General features: G+C 69.6%; 18 protein-coding genes. 10 read left to right on the plus strand and 8 right to left on the minus strand.

Annotated elements, in window-relative coordinates; genetic code table 11:
* The first annotated feature begins 44 nt into the window (after window positions 1-44).
* Window positions 45-932, plus strand: a complete 888-nt coding sequence (locus ABTZ99_RS22625) for a DUF5919 domain-containing protein (protein WP_499613630.1) — start codon at window positions 45-47, stop codon at window positions 930-932.
* On the plus strand, window positions 929-1,726 hold the full coding sequence (locus tag ABTZ99_RS22630; RefSeq protein ID WP_499613633.1) for an inositol monophosphatase family protein: 798 nt from the start codon (window positions 929-931) through the stop codon (window positions 1,724-1,726). Before ABTZ99_RS22625 ends, ABTZ99_RS22630 begins: the two co-directional genes overlap by 4 nt.
* Before the next feature lie 12 nt (window positions 1,727-1,738).
* Here the strand turns inward: ABTZ99_RS22630 and ABTZ99_RS22635 are convergent, their stop codons facing one another.
* From ABTZ99_RS22635 to ABTZ99_RS22665, 7 genes are all read right to left on the minus strand, one after another.
* Window positions 1,739-3,691 carry an AAA family ATPase gene (locus tag ABTZ99_RS22635; RefSeq protein WP_499613636.1) on the minus strand — a complete coding sequence of 651 codons (1,953 nt, stop codon included), beginning with the start codon at window positions 3,689-3,691 and terminating at the stop codon, window positions 1,739-1,741.
* 181 nt (window positions 3,692-3,872) lie between these two features.
* Window positions 3,873-4,103 (minus strand): hypothetical protein, encoded by a 231-nt coding sequence (locus tag ABTZ99_RS22640; protein WP_499613638.1) that lies wholly within the window; start codon window positions 4,101-4,103, stop codon window positions 3,873-3,875.
* Between the two features lie 408 nt (window positions 4,104-4,511).
* On the minus strand, window positions 4,512-5,699 hold the full coding sequence (locus ABTZ99_RS22645; protein WP_499613641.1) for a cation:proton antiporter: 1,188 nt from the start codon (window positions 5,697-5,699) through the stop codon (window positions 4,512-4,514).
* Complete coding sequence (gene secD / locus ABTZ99_RS22650) at window positions 5,696-7,849, minus strand: protein translocase subunit SecD (protein ID WP_499613643.1); 2,154 nt, start codon at window positions 7,847-7,849, stop codon at window positions 5,696-5,698. The genes ABTZ99_RS22645 and secD overlap by 4 nt, the downstream gene beginning before the upstream one ends.
* Before the next feature lie 37 nt (window positions 7,850-7,886).
* Entirely contained in the window at window positions 7,887-8,216 is a 330-nt protein-coding gene (locus ABTZ99_RS22655) for a hypothetical protein (RefSeq protein ID WP_498783786.1), read from the minus strand.
* Window positions 8,217-8,239: 23 nt separating this feature from the next.
* Window positions 8,240-9,232 (minus strand): tetratricopeptide repeat protein, encoded by a 993-nt coding sequence (locus ABTZ99_RS22660; protein WP_499613646.1) that lies wholly within the window; start codon window positions 9,230-9,232, stop codon window positions 8,240-8,242.
* An 86-nt stretch (window positions 9,233-9,318) separates the two neighbouring features.
* On the minus strand, window positions 9,319-9,927 hold the full coding sequence (locus ABTZ99_RS22665; RefSeq protein WP_499613698.1) for an FMN-dependent NADH-azoreductase: 609 nt from the start codon (window positions 9,925-9,927) through the stop codon (window positions 9,319-9,321).
* A gap of 107 nt (window positions 9,928-10,034) precedes the next feature.
* Here ABTZ99_RS22665 and ABTZ99_RS22670 point away from each other — a divergent pair, with 107 nt between their 5' ends.
* The gene (locus ABTZ99_RS22670; protein ID WP_499613648.1) at window positions 10,035-10,505 is read left to right on the plus strand and encodes a MarR family winged helix-turn-helix transcriptional regulator; all 471 of its coding nucleotides are present in this window, start codon (window positions 10,035-10,037) and stop codon (window positions 10,503-10,505) included.
* Window positions 10,506-10,509: 4 nt separating this feature from the next.
* Here the strand turns inward: ABTZ99_RS22670 and ABTZ99_RS22675 are convergent, their stop codons facing one another.
* Window positions 10,510-11,706: an NAD(P)/FAD-dependent oxidoreductase gene (locus tag ABTZ99_RS22675; RefSeq protein WP_499613651.1), complete on the minus strand. Its 1,197-nt coding sequence runs from the start codon at window positions 11,704-11,706 to the stop codon at window positions 10,510-10,512.
* A 173-nt stretch (window positions 11,707-11,879) separates the two neighbouring features.
* Here ABTZ99_RS22675 and ABTZ99_RS22680 point away from each other — a divergent pair, with 173 nt between their 5' ends.
* The 7 genes from ABTZ99_RS22680 (at window position 11,880) to ABTZ99_RS22710 (ending at window position 19,544) form a co-directional block, all read left to right on the plus strand.
* Window positions 11,880-12,083, plus strand: coding sequence for a hypothetical protein (locus ABTZ99_RS22680; RefSeq protein WP_053722955.1), 204 nt, complete (start codon window positions 11,880-11,882; stop codon window positions 12,081-12,083).
* Window positions 12,084-12,149: 66 nt separating this feature from the next.
* Window positions 12,150-14,009, plus strand: a complete 1,860-nt coding sequence (locus ABTZ99_RS22685; protein WP_499613654.1) for an SDR family oxidoreductase — start codon at window positions 12,150-12,152, stop codon at window positions 14,007-14,009.
* Window positions 14,006-15,586 (plus strand): AMP-binding protein, encoded by a 1,581-nt coding sequence (locus tag ABTZ99_RS22690; RefSeq protein ID WP_499613657.1) that lies wholly within the window; start codon window positions 14,006-14,008, stop codon window positions 15,584-15,586. The genes ABTZ99_RS22685 and ABTZ99_RS22690 overlap by 4 nt, the downstream gene beginning before the upstream one ends.
* A gap of 26 nt (window positions 15,587-15,612) precedes the next feature.
* Window positions 15,613-16,938 (plus strand): LuxR C-terminal-related transcriptional regulator, encoded by a 1,326-nt coding sequence (locus ABTZ99_RS22695; RefSeq protein ID WP_498783801.1) that lies wholly within the window; start codon window positions 15,613-15,615, stop codon window positions 16,936-16,938.
* A 222-nt stretch (window positions 16,939-17,160) separates the two neighbouring features.
* Window positions 17,161-17,310, plus strand: coding sequence for a hypothetical protein (locus ABTZ99_RS22700; RefSeq protein ID WP_230565996.1), 150 nt, complete (start codon window positions 17,161-17,163; stop codon window positions 17,308-17,310).
* A 63-nt stretch (window positions 17,311-17,373) separates the two neighbouring features.
* Complete coding sequence (locus ABTZ99_RS22705; protein WP_498783803.1) at window positions 17,374-17,865, plus strand: PH domain-containing protein; 492 nt, start codon at window positions 17,374-17,376, stop codon at window positions 17,863-17,865.
* Complete coding sequence (locus ABTZ99_RS22710; RefSeq protein WP_499613662.1) at window positions 17,862-19,544, plus strand: PH domain-containing protein; 1,683 nt, start codon at window positions 17,862-17,864, stop codon at window positions 19,542-19,544. Before ABTZ99_RS22705 ends, ABTZ99_RS22710 begins: the two co-directional genes overlap by 4 nt.
* The last annotated feature ends 23 nt before the right edge of the window (window positions 19,545-19,567 follow it).

Genomic DNA, 19,567 nt, shown 5'->3' on the forward strand with positions numbered 1-19,567 from the left:
CTGAGTGCTAGCCTCGACCGAAGGAACCACGTGGGGGAGACCACATGGCCACAGAGTCCACTCTCTTGAGAGTCCTGCTCAGGCAACGCCACATGCAGGGCTACCGCACCTTCTGCAAGGAGTACGACCGCGTCGCCAAGCAACTCGACACCGACCTCATCGGCCGCTACCCCAGCAAAGCCCAGTTCTACCGCTGGCTGTCCGGCGACCTACTCGGCCTGCCTTACGCCGACCACTGCCGCATCCTGGAGAAGATGTTCCCCGGCTGGACCGCCGAACAACTCCTGTCACCACACGAGGGCGACACCGACAGCCTCATCACCCCACCCCAACGCCCCGCGGCCTCCACCCACCCCGTACCGCGCCCGGTCCAGATGCCCCAACAGGCCCGCCTGGCCGACGTCACCGCCGTCTACCCCAGCCGGACCGAGTTCCTCCACAATGTCACCCCACGCGACCTCTTTGAGGGCGCGAAGACCATCGACATCGCGGGCCTGTCCCTCAACGTCCTGTGTCAGCAGTACTCCGACAAAGCCCTACTCGACTCCATCGAAACCGGCACCACCATCAAGGCCCTCTTCCTCGACCCCAACGGCCACAACATCACCGCCCGCGAACACGAAGAGGGCCTACCCGAAGGCCACCTCTCCATGCTCACCCGCCTCAACATCGAAGCCCTACGCCGAGTCGGAGCCAAGGTCTCACCGGACGCACGTGGCCAGCTCCACATCCGCGTCTACGACGAACCACTCCGCTACAACATCCTCATCACCGACCAAGCGAAGTGCGTGGTTCAGCCCTACTTGCCCGACGCCCGAGGCGTCGAGTCCCCTACCCTCGTGATCGAGAAGGACAACGCGGTGCCAGGCTTGTTCGCCACTTTCTCTCAGGTGTTCGACTCCATGTGGGACCGCGCAAAGGAGACTTGGTGAGCCGACCATTCGATGAACTTATCCGGATCGCACGTCAAACCGTAGGCATCGGCAGCGAACTACTATACGACCGCAGACCTCAAGTCGTCACCGAAAAGTTCGATCGCGACACCTACACGGACGTAGATGTATCTATTGAGCGAAAGATTCGGAAGCATCTTGAAGCCATCACTCCCGAAATAGGGTTCACAGGCGAAGAAGAGGGCGGCATCAACCCGGCACAAGAAGACCTTTTCTGGGCCCTTGATCCGATCGACGGCACGTCGAATTTTGTTCACCAGATCCCGTTGTACGCCGTACAAATCTGCCTGATCAAACAAGGGGAGCCTATCGTCGCAGCAATTGATTCCCCCGTCCTTGGCGTTCAATACTGGGCCGCCATAGGACACGGCGCATTCGCGAATGAACGACAAATTTTTGCAAGTAGAGTAGACGATCTATCCAAGGCTATGGTGTCGATCGGCGACTACGCCACAGGAACAAACGCGGCTCCTAAGAACCGCCGACGTATAGCCGTTACCACCAAACTCGCTGCACAAGTCGAGCGCGTCAGGATGATCGGGTCGGCTGCCTTGGATCTCGCGTGGGTCGCTGAAGGCAAGCTTGACGGAACGGTAATCCTTTCTAATAGCTTCCTGGATATAGCAGCCGGAGCACTTATAGCAAGCGAGGCCGGAGCGACCGTCCTCGACACGAACAGGAATCATTACTCGACCCACTCCCCCGACATAGTCGCCGCAACCAGAGGGATATCAGAAAAATTGCTACACTTGGTGACCGAGGTGGCACCGTAGATATACGGAGTGCTAATTAGCCTCCAAGAATTCGCCAGCGGTCACTTTGGCGACGAGGTTTTTCAACTCTTCGGACACTCTATTCATGCTTGCAATCATACGCAGCATATTGTTCTCAAAGGCCACTACTGGACCCAAATTCTCGTCTTTGACGAAATGTTTAATAAGATCCTTGCCCGGAAACAGGCCTATCCAAGCATCTCCAGGGTCGTTAAGTGCGTCAACCACCTCATCCATCCACTGGGAGATAAGCGGGTACGCATCAGTACGTGAGGTAAGCCTAGTCAGGTTGCCGGTTACCTCTTCGGCCTTCTGCACTGCATGGGCCACGAGTGTGTCTCGCAACGAAGAGTTGACCGCACCCTCGCCGGACATAATCGATCTTCCGACAAAAAGACGAGGCAACGAATAATCCTGCGGGGCGGCCAGTAGATTAAATCGATACGCTACCAATGAGGCAGTGACTTCGCCCGAAATCCGAGACGCAATCGCGTGTAGTTTGTTGCGCCAAAAACGCGCGTTACCTTCACGTCCATAAATGTCGCGCATAACCTTTGCGATCGCCTCGAAGTCGAGTAGGTAATTCTCTATTTGACATCGGCCGAGCACATGTATCCTCCCCTTTCCCTTTTCCCGGTATCGCGCAGCCATCTCCGCAGTTAAGAAATCGCGATCGCGTACGAGATAGAACCGAAGCCATCCGACATTGGATTCGAGCAGGCTTAACACAGCAGAATTAAGCCTTAGGTGAGTATCGACACCACCGGATGGCACGATTTTGAGCGCATGTGATAGATCGGGAAAGAGCGTTGTAAAAGTGCGGCGGTCAACGGACGCAGCAAGCCCTTCGGAGAAAAGGAGCGTGCGACCGACGCCTACGTAGCCAGCTTCGCCGAATAGCGTACGAAGCTGCGTAGACCAACCTTCCTCGTCACTCGCCGCAGCTATTTTAACAGAATTGCCGACATTATTACGGGACGTGTAGTATACGCGATCACGCCCTGCTTCATCTATAATTTCCGCGTTATGAGTAGCCATCCATATCTGACTGCCCGGAGCAACTCTCTTCAACTCTCGCACCAACACCCGAGCCAATTCTGGATGTAGATGGAGTTCCGGTTCGTCGATGATTACTAGCGAGTCCCTGATACCGTACCTGAGGAACGAGGCGAGGATGAAGAACACTTCTTTTTCACCAGAAGAAAGGTTACTGAAAGGAATCACCTCCCCTGACGGCAAAACAATGTGCAAGTCAGTTGGAACACCTTCTTCGCTGTCCCATATCGAGTATCCCGGCAGCACACGGCCCAGCAGATCACTGTACTGACTTACCGGATTCACTGGCGGAGTCGCATTGACCTCAAGCTCACCCCGTTCTTTACGCTTGTAATACAAACCCAAATCGGCATTATAATGATAGCCAAGCTGTGCGATATGATTGAAAAGGTCGTTGAATTGCGTATCCGAAAAGTTGAATGCGAACTGCTCCGCATACAACGCCTGGCGCGTTTCCCGATATGAGAAAATCATATTCGGATTGAACGGCTGACTCGGATAGTGACGATCTGCGCGGAAGAAAATACCGAATGGGCGACCATAGTAGGATTTGAGCGCATTATGTGCCGCTTTAGCGACCTGATAACTTTGCGACTTTGGCCCGTGATCGTATTCAATAACAAGGGAATCATTATCAGCGAAGTAGTCCGACAGCATCGCCGGGGGAACCGATATGCTCGTCTCTTTCCGTAGAACCGCAAGTTCGCCAGGAGTGAAGGTAAGTTCAATTTCTCCGTTGAAGTCAAACCCCTGCCGAAAGCTCGGATAACTCAGACCACGGATGGATGACAATACGTGCGCTATAAGATCAAGAAAGGAGGACTTCCCACTGCCGTTCGGACCAGCTAAAACAATAGTTTCAGCAAAACTATCCGGAGCCGAAAAAGGGCCGAGATGACTCTCTTCCATATTCCGGAACCGATTTATCTTCAAACTCCGTACGTACATCGCATCCTCGGAAACTCAGACGGTGGGCACTACCAGGTGGAATAGCAGATAGTACTGCCGAACTTGGCTCTATAGGATCAAGGCACGCCGCCGGTGGCGGCGCGCGATCAGGTCCGGGTCACGTTGGCACCGACTTTCCGCATCACGGCACGCCGGGCTCCCGCTCCGCTCCGCCCGTCGGCCGTGCGCGGAGTCGGTGCACGTGGCCGGGTAGCGGCGCGCCAAGCACGGCGGCCACGACCACAAGCAGCTCGCGGGCGACACCGGTTGGGACGATCGCGCGGTCACGTGGCTTGGTCAGGCTGGGCGCGGCGATCGGCTGCCGCGACGGCTGCGCCGTCTTGCCATCGAGAAGGCCACCGGCGATGAGCACCAGGCCCCCGAATGCACGACGGGCGCTGTCCCTGACGCGTCGTTCGCATCAAGGGCAGCGCCCGTGTGGTGATCAACATCCAGGCCGTCACCAGGCCGTACAACGTCGGGCGGTCACCAGAACCACCGAGAAGTAACGAGAGAGTCTGTGCTGGTCAGAGCCGCACGAAGTCCGGAGAGGACTGGTCGGTCAGAACCACACTCAGAAGATCTCGTTCTGGTAGGCGGCGAACTGACCAGTCATGTGCCCTCATCCCCCGCTCGGGCCGGTCGCCGGCCCTCTGCGGTCCCGTCCGCGTCGTCGGTTCGCCGATCATGCTCGTTCCCGCCCGCGCCGCCCGCAAGCACTCGATCGCGGCACTACCGGACCGGCCGAACGACGGCGACCCGGCGGCCTGTCGAGCGATCCTCACGCCTCCCGCACACGCTCGGCGAACAGCCGTTTCGGCAGCAGCCAGGTCAGCCGGGCCGAGCGCAGCACGGCCAGCGGACCCACTACGGCCAGCAGGAGGACGTAGCCCGCGACGAACGGTGCGACGCGGGAGTCCAGGCCGGCTGCCACGGCCATCGCCGCCAGGACCAGGGAGAACTCCCCGCGCGTCAACACGGTCAGGCCGATGTCCACCGCCTGCTGCCGGTCGAACGAGTGCAGCTTCGCGGCGAACAGGCCGGCGCCCAGGTTCAGCACGATCGTCACCGCGACGGCCGCCAGGATCGGCAGCGCCACCGTCCCCACGGCGCCGGGATCGATGCTCAGGCCGAAGATGAAGAAGAACAGCGCGCCGAACGCGTCCCGCAGCGGCAGCACCAGCTTGTGCACGCGGGGTGCGACGCCGGAACCGCCGAGCACCGCGCCGACCATGAACGCGCCGATCGCGTCGGACACCCCGAGCTCGTGCGCGACCGCCGCACCCGTCACCGCCACGCCGACGAAGCACACCACCAGCAGCTCGTCGTCCGCCGAACCGAACAGCCTGGTCACCACCCGACCGCCCCAGCGCGCGATCGCGGCCAGCACCAGCAGGAACGCGAACGCCTTGCCGAAGTCCACCAGCGCGGACACCCCGGACGTGCCGCTGAGCACGGGCTGCAGCACGGCCAGGTACAGCGCCAGGAACACGTCCTCGATCACGATGATGCCCATCACCAGCCGTGACTCGGGATTGCGCAACCGCCGCGCCTCGACCAGCAGTTTCGTCACGATCGCCGACGACGAGATGCCGATCGCGCCGGCGATCACCAACGCCTCGCGCGTGCCCCACCCGAGCGCGAAGCCGAACGCCAGCCCACCGCCGATGTTGAGCACCAGGTACCCGGCGCCCGCCACCGCGAGCCGCCGGCCGCCCGACACCAGGTCGTCCACCGAGAACTCGAGGCCGAGGTAGAACAGCAGGAACACCAAGCCGAGGCTGGACAGGACCGCCAGCTCGCCGGGATCGTCCACAAGGGACAGACCAGGGGTGTGCGGCCCGAACAGGATGCCCGCCACCATGAACAGCGGGATCGTCGGCAGTCCGATCCGGACGCCGGCGCGCGCGATCACGCCCGCGGCGAGGAACGCCCCACCGACCGCCAGCAACGCGTGGCCGGTGCTCATCGGTCCTCCAGCACGATCGCCACCGGCGCCGCGGTCAGCACCGTCGAGACCGTGCCGGCGACGAGCCCGATCAGCAGCGCGGTGGAGAAGTCGGCCAGCGAACCGTCACCGAGCACCAGCAGCGCGGCCAGCACGAACAGCACGCCGATACCCGTGTTCACCGTCCGCGGCAGGGTTTGCAGCACCGCCGAACTCATCACCTCCGGGAACGGCGCCCGCGTCCGCCGCAGCTCGCGCACCCGGTCGAACACCACCACCGAGTCGTTCACCGAGTACCCGATCACGGTGAGCAGCGCGGCCAGGAACACGCCGTCGGCCGTCTTGCCCAGCCACGCGAACGCGCCGACCAGCACGACCACGTCCGTGACCAGCGCGACCACGGTGGCCACGCCGAGCCGCCAGTCGAACCGCACGGCCAGGTAGACCAGCTGCGCGGCCACCGCGATGGCCAGCGCGATCAACGCGTTGCGCCGCAGCTCCGAGCCGAGGCTGGGGCCGATCAGCTCGTTGCTGACCTGCTCCGCCCCACCGGTCGCGCGGTCCACCGCCTCACCCAGCCGCACTGCCGCGGCCGAGTCGATCGGACCCGTGCGCACCGAGACGCCGTCCGAGCCCGACGTCACCACGACCGCGTCACCGAACCCGGCGGCCGCCAGCTCCGCCCGCACCCGACCGGTGTCCACCGAGGCGGCCGTGAACTCCAGCATCCGACCGCCGGTGAACTCCACGCCCAGCTCCAGCCCGCGCACGACCAGTCCGCCGACGGCCGCCAGCAGCACGAGCCCGGCAGCGAGCAGCCACCGCCGGGGCCGCCGGAACAACGTGATCCCACGCGAGGTCAGCCACGTGCGCACCCGCCCCAACGTGTGCAGCCCGCTCCACCGAGGCCGCCGTTCCAGCAGCGGCATGACCAGCTGCAACAGCACCCGGCTCAGCAGCAGGGCGCTGAACAACGACGCCAGCACACCGATCGACAGCGTGACGCCGAACCCCTTCACCGGCCCGGTGGCCAGCCAGAACAGCAGCCCGGCGGCCAGCAGCGTGGTCACGTTCGAGTCCGCCACCGCGCTCAACGCGCCGCGGAAGCCCTGGTCCACCGACCGCGGCAGGCGCTTGCGCCGCGCGTACTCCTCCCGCGACCGCTCGAACACCAGCACGTTCGCGTCCACCGCCATGCCGATGGCCAGCACGAACCCGGCCAACCCCGGCAACGTCAGCGTCGCGCCGATCGCCAGCATCGCCGCGTACGCCAAGGCCGCGTAACCGCCCAGCGCCAACACGGCCACCAGCCCGGCCAGCCGGTACACGAACACCAGGAACAGCCCGGTCAGCGCCACGCCGATGATCGCCGCACGGGCGCTGGCCTCGATCGCCTCCGCGCCGAGCGTCGGACCGACGGTCCGCTGCTCCACCACCTCGACCGGTACGGGCAGCGCGCCGGAGCGGATCACCAGCGCCAGCTCCTCGGCCTCGGCCTGGCCGAACCGCCCGGTGATCGACGTGCTGCCGCCGATCATGCCGGTGCCGCACACCGTCGAGACGTCCACCTGAGGCGCGGACACGACCTCGCCGTCCAGCACGAACGCCACCCGGCGCTTCGGGTCTCCCGGCGGTGAGCACGCGGCCTCGGCGGTCACCCGCTGCCACGCCTGCGGCGCGTCGCCCTGGAAGTCGACGCCGACGAGGTAGCCGACGCCCTGCGGGTTGGGCGTGGCGCGGGCGTCCTCGATGCCCTCGCCGGTCATCACGACCTCGCCGAGGCCGACCGCGTCGCCCTCGGGCGTGGGCACGTCGCCCGGCCCGGTCACCGGCTGCACGCGCAGCTGGGCCGTGCGGCCGAGCACCTCGATGGCCTCGGTCGGGTCCTGCACGCCGGGCAGCTCCACCACGATGCGGTGATCGCCGGACCGGGCCAGCACGGGTTCGGCCACGCCGAGCTCGTCGACCCGGCGGCGCAGCACCTCCATCGCCCGGTCGGTGGCGTCGGAGGTGGCCTCGGACGGGGTTTCGAGCACGATCTGGGTGCCGCCGCGCAGGTCGAGGCCGAGGCGCGGTTGGACGGTGAGCAGGGTGAACGCGGACGCGGCGAGCACGCCGAGGGCCAGCAGCCCACGGACGAGTAGCGCTCGCCGCGCGCTGGGGCGCGGCATGGTGGAAGGACCTCCGGGTGAGGTGAACGGGGTGGGTTCAGCTACCGGAGGTGGTGGGCGGCGCGCGTTCGCCGAGCGGGGTCTGGCCGTTGCGCTCGGGGGTGCGGTGGGTCGGGTCGACGACGCGCACCCGCACCGGCGGCGCGGGCGTCACGTGCACGGCGGGCTGGACGCCGTCCAGTGGCTGGCCCACGTGCACCTGCACGGGGTGCGCGGCGTTCGTGCCGCGGGTGGCCGTGCCGGGCAGGTGGGCGGCGTCCACGGTGGACGAGACGGCGGCCACGTCGGCGGTCGTGCTCGGGCCGGGTCCGGACACGACGAAACCCGCGATCAACGCCAGGATCGCGAGCAGCGCGCGTCGGGTCATCGGCCTCCTTCCCGACGTCCAGGTTAGCGGCCCCCGGCGAGGACCACGACGGCTCCGCCGAGCAGGGCGCACAGCCACGCGATCACGAGCGGCTGCATCGTCGTGGCCCCGAGGAGGAGCGCCACCGCCCAGCCGGCGAGGATCACCGCGGACAGCCCGAACATGGTCGTGACGAAGGCCACCTTGGGCCGGTGCAGCGGCAGGCGGAGCAACGCCCGCCGCACACCGCCCCGGGCCTTGAACAGCGCCAGTCCCGCGACCACGAGGCAGCCGACGACCAGCAGCCCGGCGAACCAGCCGAGCAGCGGCGTCGGCTTGGGCATGCCCGCCAGCATCAGGACGAGGCCGCCGGCGACGAGCAGCGCGGCCAGCCGGGACAGCGCGGGCCACACCAGGACGTGCGCGGCGTGCAGCGCTTCACCGGACGGCGGCGGCACGGGCGCGCCGCCGCGCTTGCGCCGGACGGTGGCCAGGTTCGCGCGCACGTCGCCGTCGTCCGGGTCGAGGCGCAACGCGGTGCGGTAGGCGCGTTCGGCGGTGCCCCAGTCGCGCACGCGCAGCGCGGAGTCGCCGAGCACCTGGAACGCACGGGCCTCCGTCGGCGCGAGGTGCGCGGCCTCCCGCGCCACCGCCACGGCCTCGCGCTGCCCGTCGGGGCTGTCGGCCAGCACTTCGGCCAGCACCACCTGGCACCGCCAGTCGCCGGGCTTGCGCCGCACGCACTCCCGCGCCGCGACGACCGCCTCGGCGTGCCGGCCGAGTTCGCTCAACGCCAGCGCGGTCAGCCGCTGCGCCCACGCCGGGTCGCCGTCGAGCACCAGGGCCCGCTTGGCCGCGCTCAGCGCCGGGTCGGGCTCGCCCGCGTCGAGGTAGGCGGCGGCCAGTCGGCACCACGCCTCACCGTGCAGCGGGTTGGCCGCGAGGGCCGGCTGGAGCAGCTCGATCGCCTTGCGCGGCAACCCGCGGGCGGTCAGCTCGGCGGCACGCACCACGACCGCGGCGATCGACTCCGACATGGCCCACATGGTCGCAGGCCGACGACGCCTGCACTATCGGGTGACGGGCCGCCCCCTCGACCACGGCCCGTCACCCGATCTCCCCCTCAGGCGACGGCCAACTCGCGCACCACGCGGTGCGCGTCCTCCAACGAGGCGACCGCCAGGTCGCGGAACTGGGCCATGTGCGGCACGACGCCGGCCAACGTCAGCTCGGCGTGCACGAACTCCAGGTCCCGGTCCAGGCCCAGCATGCCGAACACCGCGCGCAGGTACGGCTCCTGGAAGTCGAACGAGTGCCGGGGCGTGCCGGGCGCGTAGGAGCCGCCCCGCGCGGTGACGACCACGACCCGCTTGCCGGTCAGCACGCCTTCGCCGGTCTGCTGGTCGGCCATCAGCTCCGGCACGATGATCCAGTCCAGCCACGCCTTGAGGCTCGACGGCAGGCCGTAGTTGTACATCGGCACGCCGAGCAGGATCGTGTCCGCCGCCTTCACCTCGGCGATCAGCCGCTGCTCCAACGGCCGGTCGCCGTCGGCCTCCCGGGTGGCCAGCGCCGCCGGGTCGACGTGCGGCAACGGCTCGGCGGCCAGGTCGCGGTAGGTGTACCCGCCGTCCGGGCGCGCGGCCCGCCACGCCTCGGCGAAAGCGCCGCTGACCTCGCGCGACACCGAACCCTCGAACCGCAGGCTGGTGTCGATGTGCAACAGGTGCACCATAGTCCCCTCTCGGAAGTTCTCGGTTCGGAACATATGGGCAGAGTCGTTATGAGTCAAGACGTTCTTACTCAAGAATATCTCACAGCCGGCGTATGATCCCGGGCATGGACCTCGCCCCCAGCCTCGGCTGCACGAGCCGTGCGGGCCTGAACTGGCTGCTGCACCGCGCGGCGCAGAAACTGGGCACGGTCGCGCAGGAAGCGGCGGTGCGGCACGGCATCACCACGCGGGGGCAGATCGTGCTGACCGCGTTGATCAGCGAGGAGTTCCAGCGCACCCAGCTCGCCCTCGGCCACGCGCTCGGCGTCGACAAGACCACGCTGACCGCGGAGCTGGACCGGCTGGAACGCGCGGGGCTGATCATGCGCAAGCCCGACCCCAACGACCGGCGCGTGCGCGTGCCGGTGATCACCGAGCAGGGCCGGGCCGTCCAGCGCGAGGTCGAGAAGCTGCACGTCCAGGTGGAGCGGGAGTTCACCGCCGAGCTCGCGCCGGAGGAGGCCCGCGCCCTGCACGACCTGCTGGAGCGCCTGATCGCGGCCGACCACGGGCCGGACAGCGGCTCCTGCCTGTGACCGCCTAGGCCAGGTCGCCGCCGCGCAGCCGGTCCGGCGCCACCTCGGCCCGCGCGTCGACCAGCAGCTGCAACGCCTCGCCGTCGTCCCACTGGTTGACGTTCATCGCCGCCTGCACGCGCCCGTCGCGCAGCCAGAACGCGGTGAACTCGCGCGCGTCCACGTCACCGCGCACCACCAGCTCGTCGTGCTCGGCGTCGGCGAGCCCCCGGTACTCCATGCCCAGGTCGTACTGGTCGGTGAAGAAGTACGGCGACGCCTCGTACGGCTCGTCGTGCCCGAGGACCGTGCCGGCCACGTGCTCGCCCTGGCCCTTGGCGTTCGCCCAGTGCTCGACCCGGACCCGCCGCCCGTAGCGGGGGTGCTCGTGCGCGGCGATGTCGCCGATGGCGAAGACGTCCGGCGCGGAGGTGCGCAGCGCGGCGTCCACCGCCACCCCACCGTCGGCCAACGCCAGGCCGGCGTCCCGCGCGAGCCGGAGGTCCGGCGCGGCGCCCACCGCGACCACCACGACGTCACCGGTCAGCGAACCGCCGTCGGCGAGCCGGACGCCGTGCTCGGTGAAGCCGTCCACGCCGACGCCGAGCCGCCACCGCACGCCGTGCGCGGCGTGCAGGTCGCGGAACACCTCGCCCATCCGCGGCCCGAGCACCCGCCGCAGCGGCAGGTCGACCGGGTCGACGACCGTCACCGACGCGCCGTGCCGCCGGGCCGCGGCGGCGACCTCGCAGCCGATCCACCCCGCGCCGACGACGACCACCTCGCGGCCGTCGGTCAGCTCCCGCCGCAACGCCAGCGAGTCCTCGACGGTGCGCAACGTCCGCAGACCTGGGAGCTCTCCGCCCGGCACCGGCAACCGGCGCGGCGTCGAACCCGTTGCCAGGATCAGCCGATCGTACGAGTGCGACCCACCGCCGGAGTCCTCGACCACGTGCCGGTCGACGTCCACCCCGACGACCTCGACGCCGAGCCGCAGCTCGATCCGGCGCTCGTCGTAGAAATCGGGCTCGTGCACGCGGACCGGCTCCTCGGCGTCGCCCAGCAGCACCTGCTTGGACAACGCCGGCAGCTCGTAGGGCCGGTGCCGTTCGCGGCCGAAGACGACCACGTCACCGGTGTGACCGCGCTCGCGCAACGCCCCGGCCGCCGAGGCGCCGGCCAGACCGGACCCGATTATCACGATCCGTTGCGGTTCAGCCATTTTCTCACCCCTTCAGGTGACTGCGACGACAGCCACATGCGACGCTAGCGACAGCTCGGCGCGGTCGCCCGGCGGATTGCCCCGTCATGGCACCAACCCGCGTGCGTCTCATCCCCACGAGCGCCCGGATTGGTCCGAGCACCCCGTGTCGAGACACCTGGAGGTTGGGGGCCGTGAGCACAGGCAAGGAGTGGCAGATCTCCTGCCGCGACATCGCGTCACGTCGCCGTGACATGACCGTTTTCGTCAGCCAGGGCCACGTCGTGGTGACGGTGCCGCCGGGTGAGGCGGCCGTGCTGACGCCGTTGGAGGTGGGCCGCCTGCGCGCGGCCTTGCGCGACGCGGTGGTGAACGCGTCCGGCACCCCGGAAAACTGATCACAGGCGTTCCGATTTCACCCCGCGCTCTTCCTACTCACGGGTAGGTAGTGTCAGTATCGGGGCGTGAGTACCTACTTCGTCACCGGCGCGACGGGTTTCATCGGCAGGCGCCTGGTCGCCGAGCTCCTGCGGCGACCGGACTGCGAACGGGTGTTCGCGCTGGTCAGGCCGCAGTCCGCGGACAAGCTGGGCCGGCACGGCAAGCTGACGCCGGTGCTGGGCGACCTCGGCTCCCCGATCGACGCCGACCGGGTCGACCACGTCGTCCACCTGGCCGCCGTCTACGACTTCACCGCGTCCGCCGACGCGCACCACGCCGTCAACGTCGAGGGCACCCGGCGGGTCGTGGAGTACGCCGGGCGCACCGGTTGCGGGGTGCTGCACCACGTGTCGTCCATCGCGGTCGCGGGCGAGCACCGGGGCCCGTTCACCGAGGACGACTTCGACCTCGGCCAGCACCTGCCCTCGCCCTACCACGTGACCAAGCACGCGGCCGAGCGGATCGTCCGGGACCAGGGCACGCCGTGGCGCGTGTACCGGCCGGGCGCCGTGGTCGGCGACTCGCGCACGGGCGAGGTCGACAAGGTCGACGGCCCGTACTACTTCTTCCCGGCGCTGGCCGCGCTCGCCCGCCTGCCGCGCCTGCTGCCGCTGGTCGCGCCGCACTTCGGGGCCGCGAACCTGGTCCCGGTCGACTACGTGGTGGCGGCGCTGGACCGGTTGATCCACGCCGACGTGCCGTCCGGCAGCACGTTCCACCTCACCGCGCGCCGCTCGCAGCCGCTGGACGAGGTCCACAACGCGCTGGCCGCCGCCGCCGGCGCCCCGAAGGTCCGGTTCACCCTGCCACTGCCGCTGCCCGCCGCGCCGACGAGCGCGATCGTCACCGGCGTGCTCACCGAGCTGGGCATCCCGCCGCAGGTCGTGCCGCACCTCGCGGTGCACGCCGAGTTCGACTCGACCGCCACCCGCACGGTCACCGGCCTGGAACCGCCCGACTTCGCCGGCTACGCGCACGTGCTGTGGGAGTACTGGTCGGCGCACCTGGACCCGTTGCGCGCCGCGCGCAAGCACGGCCTGGCCGGGCGGACCGTGCTGATCACCGGCGCGTCGTCGGGCATCGGCGCGGCCACCGCGCTCGCCGTGGCCCGGGAGGGAGCCGTGCCGCTGCTGGTCGCGCGCCGTGCCGAGGAGTTGGAGCAGGTCGCCGAGCGGATCCGCGCGGAGGGCGGCACGGCGCACACCTACCCGTGCGACCTGACGGACGCGGAAGCCGTCGGCGCGCTGCTCAAGCAGGTCCTCGCGGAGCACGACGGCATCGACGCGCTGGTCAACAACGCGGGCCGGTCGATCCGGCGCAGCGTGCACCTGTCCGTCGACCGGTTGCACGACTACGAGCGCACCATGGCGCTGAACTACTTCGCGCCGCTGCGGCTGGTCCTCGGCCTGCTGCCGCACATGAGGGAACGGAGGTCCGGGCACATCGTGAACATCTCCAGCATGGGCGTGCAGCTCAACACGCCTCGCTTCTCCGCCTACTTGGCCTCCAAGAGCGCGCTGGACGCGTTCAGCCGGGTGGCGGCCGGCGAGACGGTGGCGGACGGTGTCACGTTTACCTCCGTGCGGATGCCGCTGGTGCGAACACCCATGATCGGGCCGACGAAGGCCTACGACGCGTTCCCGGCGGCGACGCCCGAGCGCGCGGCGCGGTGGGTCGTCCACGCGCTGGAGCGCCGTCCCGAGGAGGTCAACCTCCCGTCCGGGCTGCTGGCCGAACTCGCCCGCAAGACCGCGCCGAAGCACGTGCGGTCGCTGGTGCACCTCGCTTACCGGGCCATGCCGGAGCGGGGCACGCCGCACACGCCGCCGCTGGCCGCCGTCGCCGCGGGCGTCACCCGCCTCGTCCTGCGGGCGACGCGGTGAACCGGGTCCTGGGAGCGCTGCGCGCCTTGGCGACGCTGGTGCGCGCCGGCGTCGTGCGGCCGATGGGCCCCGGCCGGCTGCTCGGCGTCGTCGACGCCTTCCTCCAGTGGGACATCACGGTCGCGTTCGGGTTCGCCACCGGCGCGGCGCGCCACCCCGACCGACCGGCGATCATCGACGACGCGGGCACGCTCACCTACGCCGAGGTCGACGAACGCACCACCCGGCTCGCGCACGGCCTGCACGACCTCGGCGTGCGGTCGGGGTCGAAGGTCGCGGTGCTGTGCCGCAACCACCGCGGCTTCGTGGAGACCGTGGCGGCGTGCGTGAAGCTCGGCGCGCACACCGTGCTGGTCAACACCGGGTTGAGCGCGGCCCAGGTCGCCGCGGTCCTGCGCGAGCAGGACGTGTCCGTGGTCGTCGCCGACACCGAGTTCCGCGGCCTGCTGGCCAACGCGCCGCGCAAGGTCCGCCGGGTGATGGCGTGGGTCGACGGCGTCACCAAGAGCAGGACGCTGGAGCAGCTGATCGAGGGCTCACCCGCCACACCGCTGCCCCGGCGCCCGCCGCGCGGCCGGATGATCGTGCTGACGTCGGGCACCACGGGCGCGCCCAAGGGTGCCAGGCGACCGGAGCCGGCGAGCCTCGCGCCGGCCGCCGCGCTGTTGTCCCGCATCCCGTTCCGGGCGGGCGACCGGTTCTCCGTGCCGGCGCCGCTGTTCCACACCTGGGGCCTGGCCGCGTTCCAGATCGGGCTCGTGCTCGGCGCGACGTTCGTACTGCGCCGCAAGTTCGACCCGGCGCTCACGCTGGCCGACGCGCGCGACCACGGCAGCGACGCGCTGTTCGCCGTTCCCGTGATGCTGCAACGCATCCTGGAGCTGACCGGGCGCCCGCACCTGCCGAAGCTGCGCGTGATCGCCTCCAGCGGCTCGGCGCTGCCGCCGCCGGTGGCGCGGCGGTGCCTGGAGGAGTTCGGCCCGGTGCTCTACAACCTCTACGGCTCCACCGAGGTGTCGTGGGTGACCATCGCCCGGCCCGAGGAGCTGGCCCGGCGCCCGGACACGGCGGGCCTGCCGCCGCACGGCACCCGGCTCGCGATCCTGGACGACGCGGGCGACCCGGTGCCGGCCGGCACGACCGGCCGCATCTTCGTGGCCAACGACATGCTGTTCGACGGCTACACCAACGGCGCGGGCAAGGAGGTCCGCGACGGCCTCATGTCGACCGGCGACCTCGGCTACCGCGACCGGGACGGCCTGCTGTTCGTCGCGGGCCGCGACGACGAGATGATCGTCTCCGGCGGGGAGAACGTGTACCCGCGCGAGGTCGAGGACCTGCTGGCGGGGCTGGCCGGGGTGCGCGAGGTCGCCGTGGTCGGCGTGCCGGACGAGCAGTTCGGCCAACGGCTCGCCGCGTACGTCGTGCCCGAGGAGCCGGGCGCGGTGGACGAGGAGGCGGTGCTCGACCACGTGCGCGGCAACCTGGCCAGGTTCTCCGTGCCGAGGGAGGTGGTCTTCCTCGACGCCCTGCCGCGCAATGAGACGGGAAAGGTGCTGAAGCGCGAGTTGGGGTGAGTACCCTCTCCAGCGGGGGCAGACTGATGACGATTCCCGTCCAGCGGGCGGCCGACCCGCGCGAGGCCGCGGTGTCCAACCTGCGCGAGGCGCGGATGGCGTTGGACGAGGGCCGCCCCGGCGACGCGCTGGAGGCCGCCGAGAAGGCGGTGGCCGCGTTCTCGTGGCTGGACGACGCCGAAGGCGTGGCGCACAGCGTGCTGGCCCAGTCCGTGGCGCTCGGCAAGCGCGGGCTGCTGCCGGGCGCGCTGGACACCATCGACCGGGTGCAGGCGATCGCGGCGGCCAACCGGCACGTCGGGCTCCAGGCGTGGTGCAGCTTCTCGCAGGCCGTGGTCGAGCTGCGGCTGGACTCGCGGGAGCGGTCGCTGCACTCGCTGGCGCGCGCCCTCGGCCTGGCCGAGCTGACCAAGGACGTCGAGCTGATCGGCTCGATCCTGTACGAGCAGGCCGGCGTCCTGCGCACGCAGTACCACGAGCACTGCATGGTGCGCACGGCGGCGAGCCGGTGCAGCCCGGACGGCGAGCCGTGCACGCGCAAGCTGCGGCGCGCGGAGGCGTTGTGCGCGCAGGCCCGCGACCGGTGGAAGCACCTCGACCAGCCGTTGCGGATGGCCCGGCTGAACCTGCTGCTCACGCACGTGCGGCTGGACCTGGGCGACGTGGACCGGGCGCTGCGCTCGTGCCAGCGGGCCGACCGGCTGCTCGCCGGGCAGGACCGGCCCGTGCTGCGGGCCGAGCTGCTGATGGCCCGGGCCCGGATCAGCGGGGTGCGGGAGCGGCACGACGACCAGGTGCGGCTGCTGACCCGTGCGGCGGAGCTGGCGATGGGCGTGCTGGCGCGGGAGGTCGCGGTGCGGGCGCACGGCGCGCTGAGCGTGGCCCACGAGCGGGCCGGGAAGCTCGACTCCGCGCTGCGGCACGCCAGGTCCCAGCTGGAGCAGTACCGGCTGTGGGAGCTCCAGGAAGGCCGGGACCTGCTGCGGATGCGGGAGCACGACCTGTCCGCCAGGCTGGTCGACCAGCTGGCCGAGCGCACGTTCGGGCTGCGCCGGGAGCAGCGGGCGGCGCCGGACCCGCTGCGCAGCTCGGCCACCGCCGAGCAGGACCACCGGCGGATCGCGCGGGCGCTGGGGTCCGGGCTGACCAAGCGGGGCATCGAGGTGCTGCGGCGCGTGGCCGCCGGTGAGAGCACCGCGGCGATCGCGGCCGAGCTGTCGTTGTCGCCGAAGACCGTGCAGAACCACCTCCAGCGGATCTACCGGACGATCGGCGTGCGCGACCGGGCGGGCGCGGCGGTCTGGTGGGTGGACCTGGACGAGGAGACCCGGGCACGACCGCTGCTCGACTGAGTCACCTCCGGGTTTCCGGCTCGTTACCCGTAATGGTGGGATGTCCCCGACGATCGGGGCCGCCGTCCCGTGGGTATTGCCTAGTGGGCAGGGGCAGAAGTGGGTGATGACCGTGAGGACCCCCCTGTGCCATGCTCCGCTTGGACGCTTCCGGGCGTTGTCCGCGGATCTGGTCCGGCTCCCCCCTGCCGACAAGCCGCTACGATCGAACGGAGTTCGACGATGGTTGTGCACTCCCTGCACAAGATCATGGCTGCGCTCGCCGTCTGCGCCGGTCTCGCGGTCGTCGTGGGTGTGCCCGCCGCCGTGGCCGTCCAGGGCGAGAGCGCCACGGCCAGGGTGTTCCAGGCGCCCTACGCACCGCAGCCGTAGCTGATCGGTCCCGAGGCCGGGTTCGCGCGCACGCGGGCTCGGCCTTGAGGCACAGTGGACGGCGTGAGCAACGAAGTGTTGCGCCTGCGTGCGCCGCGGCACCAGGTGAGCCGCAAGTCGATCACCCTCTGGACCCTGCACGCGCTGATCGGCTGGGCGGTGCTGCTCGTGCCGCAACTGGTCGCGCTGATCTTCGCCGCCTCGCCGTGGCAGGTGACCGCCGCGATCGCGACCCTCGTGCTCGGCACCGCGCACACCCTGGTCATGCCGCGGTGGCGGTACCGGGTGCACCGCTGGGAGGCCACCCCGGACGCGGTGTACACGCTGGCCGGCTGGCTGAACCAGGAGTGGCGCATCGCGCCGGTCTCGCGCATCCAGACCGTGGACACCAAGCGCGGTCCCCTGCAACAGCTCCTCGGGCTGTCCACGGTCACCGTGACCACCGCCTCGGCCGCCGGGCCCGTGCTCATCGAGGGCCTCGACCACGACGACGCGGTGCGGTTGGCCGACGAGCTGACCACGACCACGCAGGCCACGCCGGGTGACGCCACGTGAGCACGGACCTGCCCGCCGCGCCCGAGTACGCCGAGCCGGTGGTGGACTGGCACCGGCTGGACGTGCGGATGCTCGTCGTGCGACCGCTGAACGAGCTGCTCGGCCTGGTGCCGCTGTTCGTCGGCCTCATCGTGCTCGGCAAGGGCGAGACGTGGCGGATCCTCCTCAGCGTCGGCGTGATCGTCGCGATCGTGCTGTTCGGCCTGCTGCGCTGGATCACCACGCGCTACCGGATCACCACCGAGCAGGTCGAGATGCACACCGGGCTGCTCGTGCGCAAGCGCTTGGCGGTGCCGCGCGACCGGATCCGAACGGTCGACCTGACCGCCAAGCTCGGGCACCGGCTGTTCGGGCTGTCCGCGATCCGGGTCGGCACCGGGCAGCGCGACCAGCCCGGCGAGGACGGCCTGACGTTGGACGCGGTGTCGTCGGCCGAGGCGGAACGGCTGCGCGTGCTGCTGCTCACCATCGCCAAGGCGGAAGCCCCTGCCGTCGCGGAGGAGGAGCGGCCGGGCGTCGTGCTGTCCGAATGGGACAACCGGTGGCTGCGGTACGCGCCGTTGACGTTGTCGGGCCTGGTGGCGGCGGGCGCGCTGTTCGGGTTCGTGATGAACTTCGCGCGGGAGCTGGACATCGAGGTGTTCGAGCCGATGAGCGAGGCCGCGCACTGGGTCGTGGCACAGCCGATCGGGCTGACCGTCGCGGTGTTCGCCGCGGTCGTGCTGCTGGTGGCCACGTTCGGCTCGGTGCTGGTGTACGTGGTGCAGTTCTGGGGCTACCGGCTGACCCGTGAGCCGGACGACACGGTCCGCGTGCGCCGCGGCCTGCTCACCACCCGTTCGGTTTCCGTTGCGGAGCAACGACTTCGCGGCGTCGAGCTGGTCGAACCGCTGCTGCTGCGCGCCGGGCGGGGTGCGCACGCCAAGACCGTGACGACCGGCCTGGGCCGCAAGGGCGAGAGCAACCTGCTGCTGCCGCCCGCGCCGGTCGCCGAGGCCCACCGCGTGTCCGCGGAGGTGCTGCGGTCGACGACCGACTGGGCCGCCACCACCGACCGGGCCGGCACTGCTGACTGGGCCGCCACCACTGGACAGCCTGGCACTGCCGAACGGGCCGCCACCACTGACTGGACCGCCACTGCCGAACACGCCGGCACTGCCGAACAGGCCGGCACCGGTGACCGGGACGGCACCAATGACCCGGTCACCACCGCTGACCGGGCCGGGGCGTCGCCTACGCGGACGCCGTTGCGCCGGCACCCGATCGCGGCCCTGCGCCGCCGGATGGTGCGCGCCGTCGTGCCGCTGCTCGTGCCGGCGGCCGTCCTGGCGTGGTTCGCGCCGAGCTGGACGTGGCAGGTGGTGCTGGCGCTGGTGCCGTTCTCCGCCGCCCTGGGCTGGGACCGCTACCGCTCGCTCGGCCACGCCCTGACCGACCGCCACCTCCTCGCCCGCGCCGGCTCGGCGGTCCGCGAAACCGTTGCGCTGCAACGCACCGGCATCATCGGCTGGCGCATCTCGCGCTCGTTCTTCCAACGCCGCGCGGGCCTGGTCACGATCACCGCCACCACCGCGGCGGGCGACGGCGCGTACCACGTGGTCGACGTGGGCGAGGCCGACGGCCTGGCGCTCGCCGACGAGGCCGTGCCGGGCCTGCTGCGCCCGTTCCTGGAGCGGTGAGCGGGGTGTGCCGGCAGCGGAGG

Origin of the sequence: Actinosynnema sp. NPDC002837, from assembly GCF_040295345.1 — a bacterium.
Taxonomy (GTDB): Bacteria; Actinomycetota; Actinomycetes; order Mycobacteriales; family Pseudonocardiaceae; genus Actinosynnema.

What these genes read in the sequence shown, in the direction of transcription:
- ABTZ99_RS22695 (WP_498783801.1), top strand. Translation starts at nt 15,613, where the DNA reads ATGACGATTCCCGTCCAGCGGGCGGCCGACCCGCGCGAGGCCGCGGTG.
- secD (WP_499613643.1), bottom strand. Translation starts at nt 7,849, where the DNA reads ATGCCGCGCCCCAGCGCGCGGCGAGCGCTACTCGTCCGTGGGCTGCTG.
- ABTZ99_RS22635 (WP_499613636.1), bottom strand. Translation starts at nt 3,691, where the DNA reads ATGGAAGAGAGTCATCTCGGCCCTTTTTCGGCTCCGGATAGTTTTGCT.
- ABTZ99_RS22675 (WP_499613651.1), bottom strand. Translation starts at nt 11,706, where the DNA reads ATGGCTGAACCGCAACGGATCGTGATAATCGGGTCCGGTCTGGCCGGC.
- ABTZ99_RS22660 (WP_499613646.1), bottom strand. Translation starts at nt 9,232, where the DNA reads ATGTCGGAGTCGATCGCCGCGGTCGTGGTGCGTGCCGCCGAGCTGACC.
- ABTZ99_RS22655 (WP_498783786.1), bottom strand. Translation starts at nt 8,216, where the DNA reads ATGACCCGACGCGCGCTGCTCGCGATCCTGGCGTTGATCGCGGGTTTC.
- ABTZ99_RS22645 (WP_499613641.1), bottom strand. Translation starts at nt 5,699, where the DNA reads ATGAGCACCGGCCACGCGTTGCTGGCGGTCGGTGGGGCGTTCCTCGCC.
- ABTZ99_RS22670 (WP_499613648.1), top strand. Translation starts at nt 10,035, where the DNA reads ATGGACCTCGCCCCCAGCCTCGGCTGCACGAGCCGTGCGGGCCTGAAC.
- ABTZ99_RS22625 (WP_499613630.1), top strand. Translation starts at nt 45, where the DNA reads ATGGCCACAGAGTCCACTCTCTTGAGAGTCCTGCTCAGGCAACGCCAC.
- ABTZ99_RS22700 (WP_230565996.1), top strand. Translation starts at nt 17,161, where the DNA reads ATGGTTGTGCACTCCCTGCACAAGATCATGGCTGCGCTCGCCGTCTGC.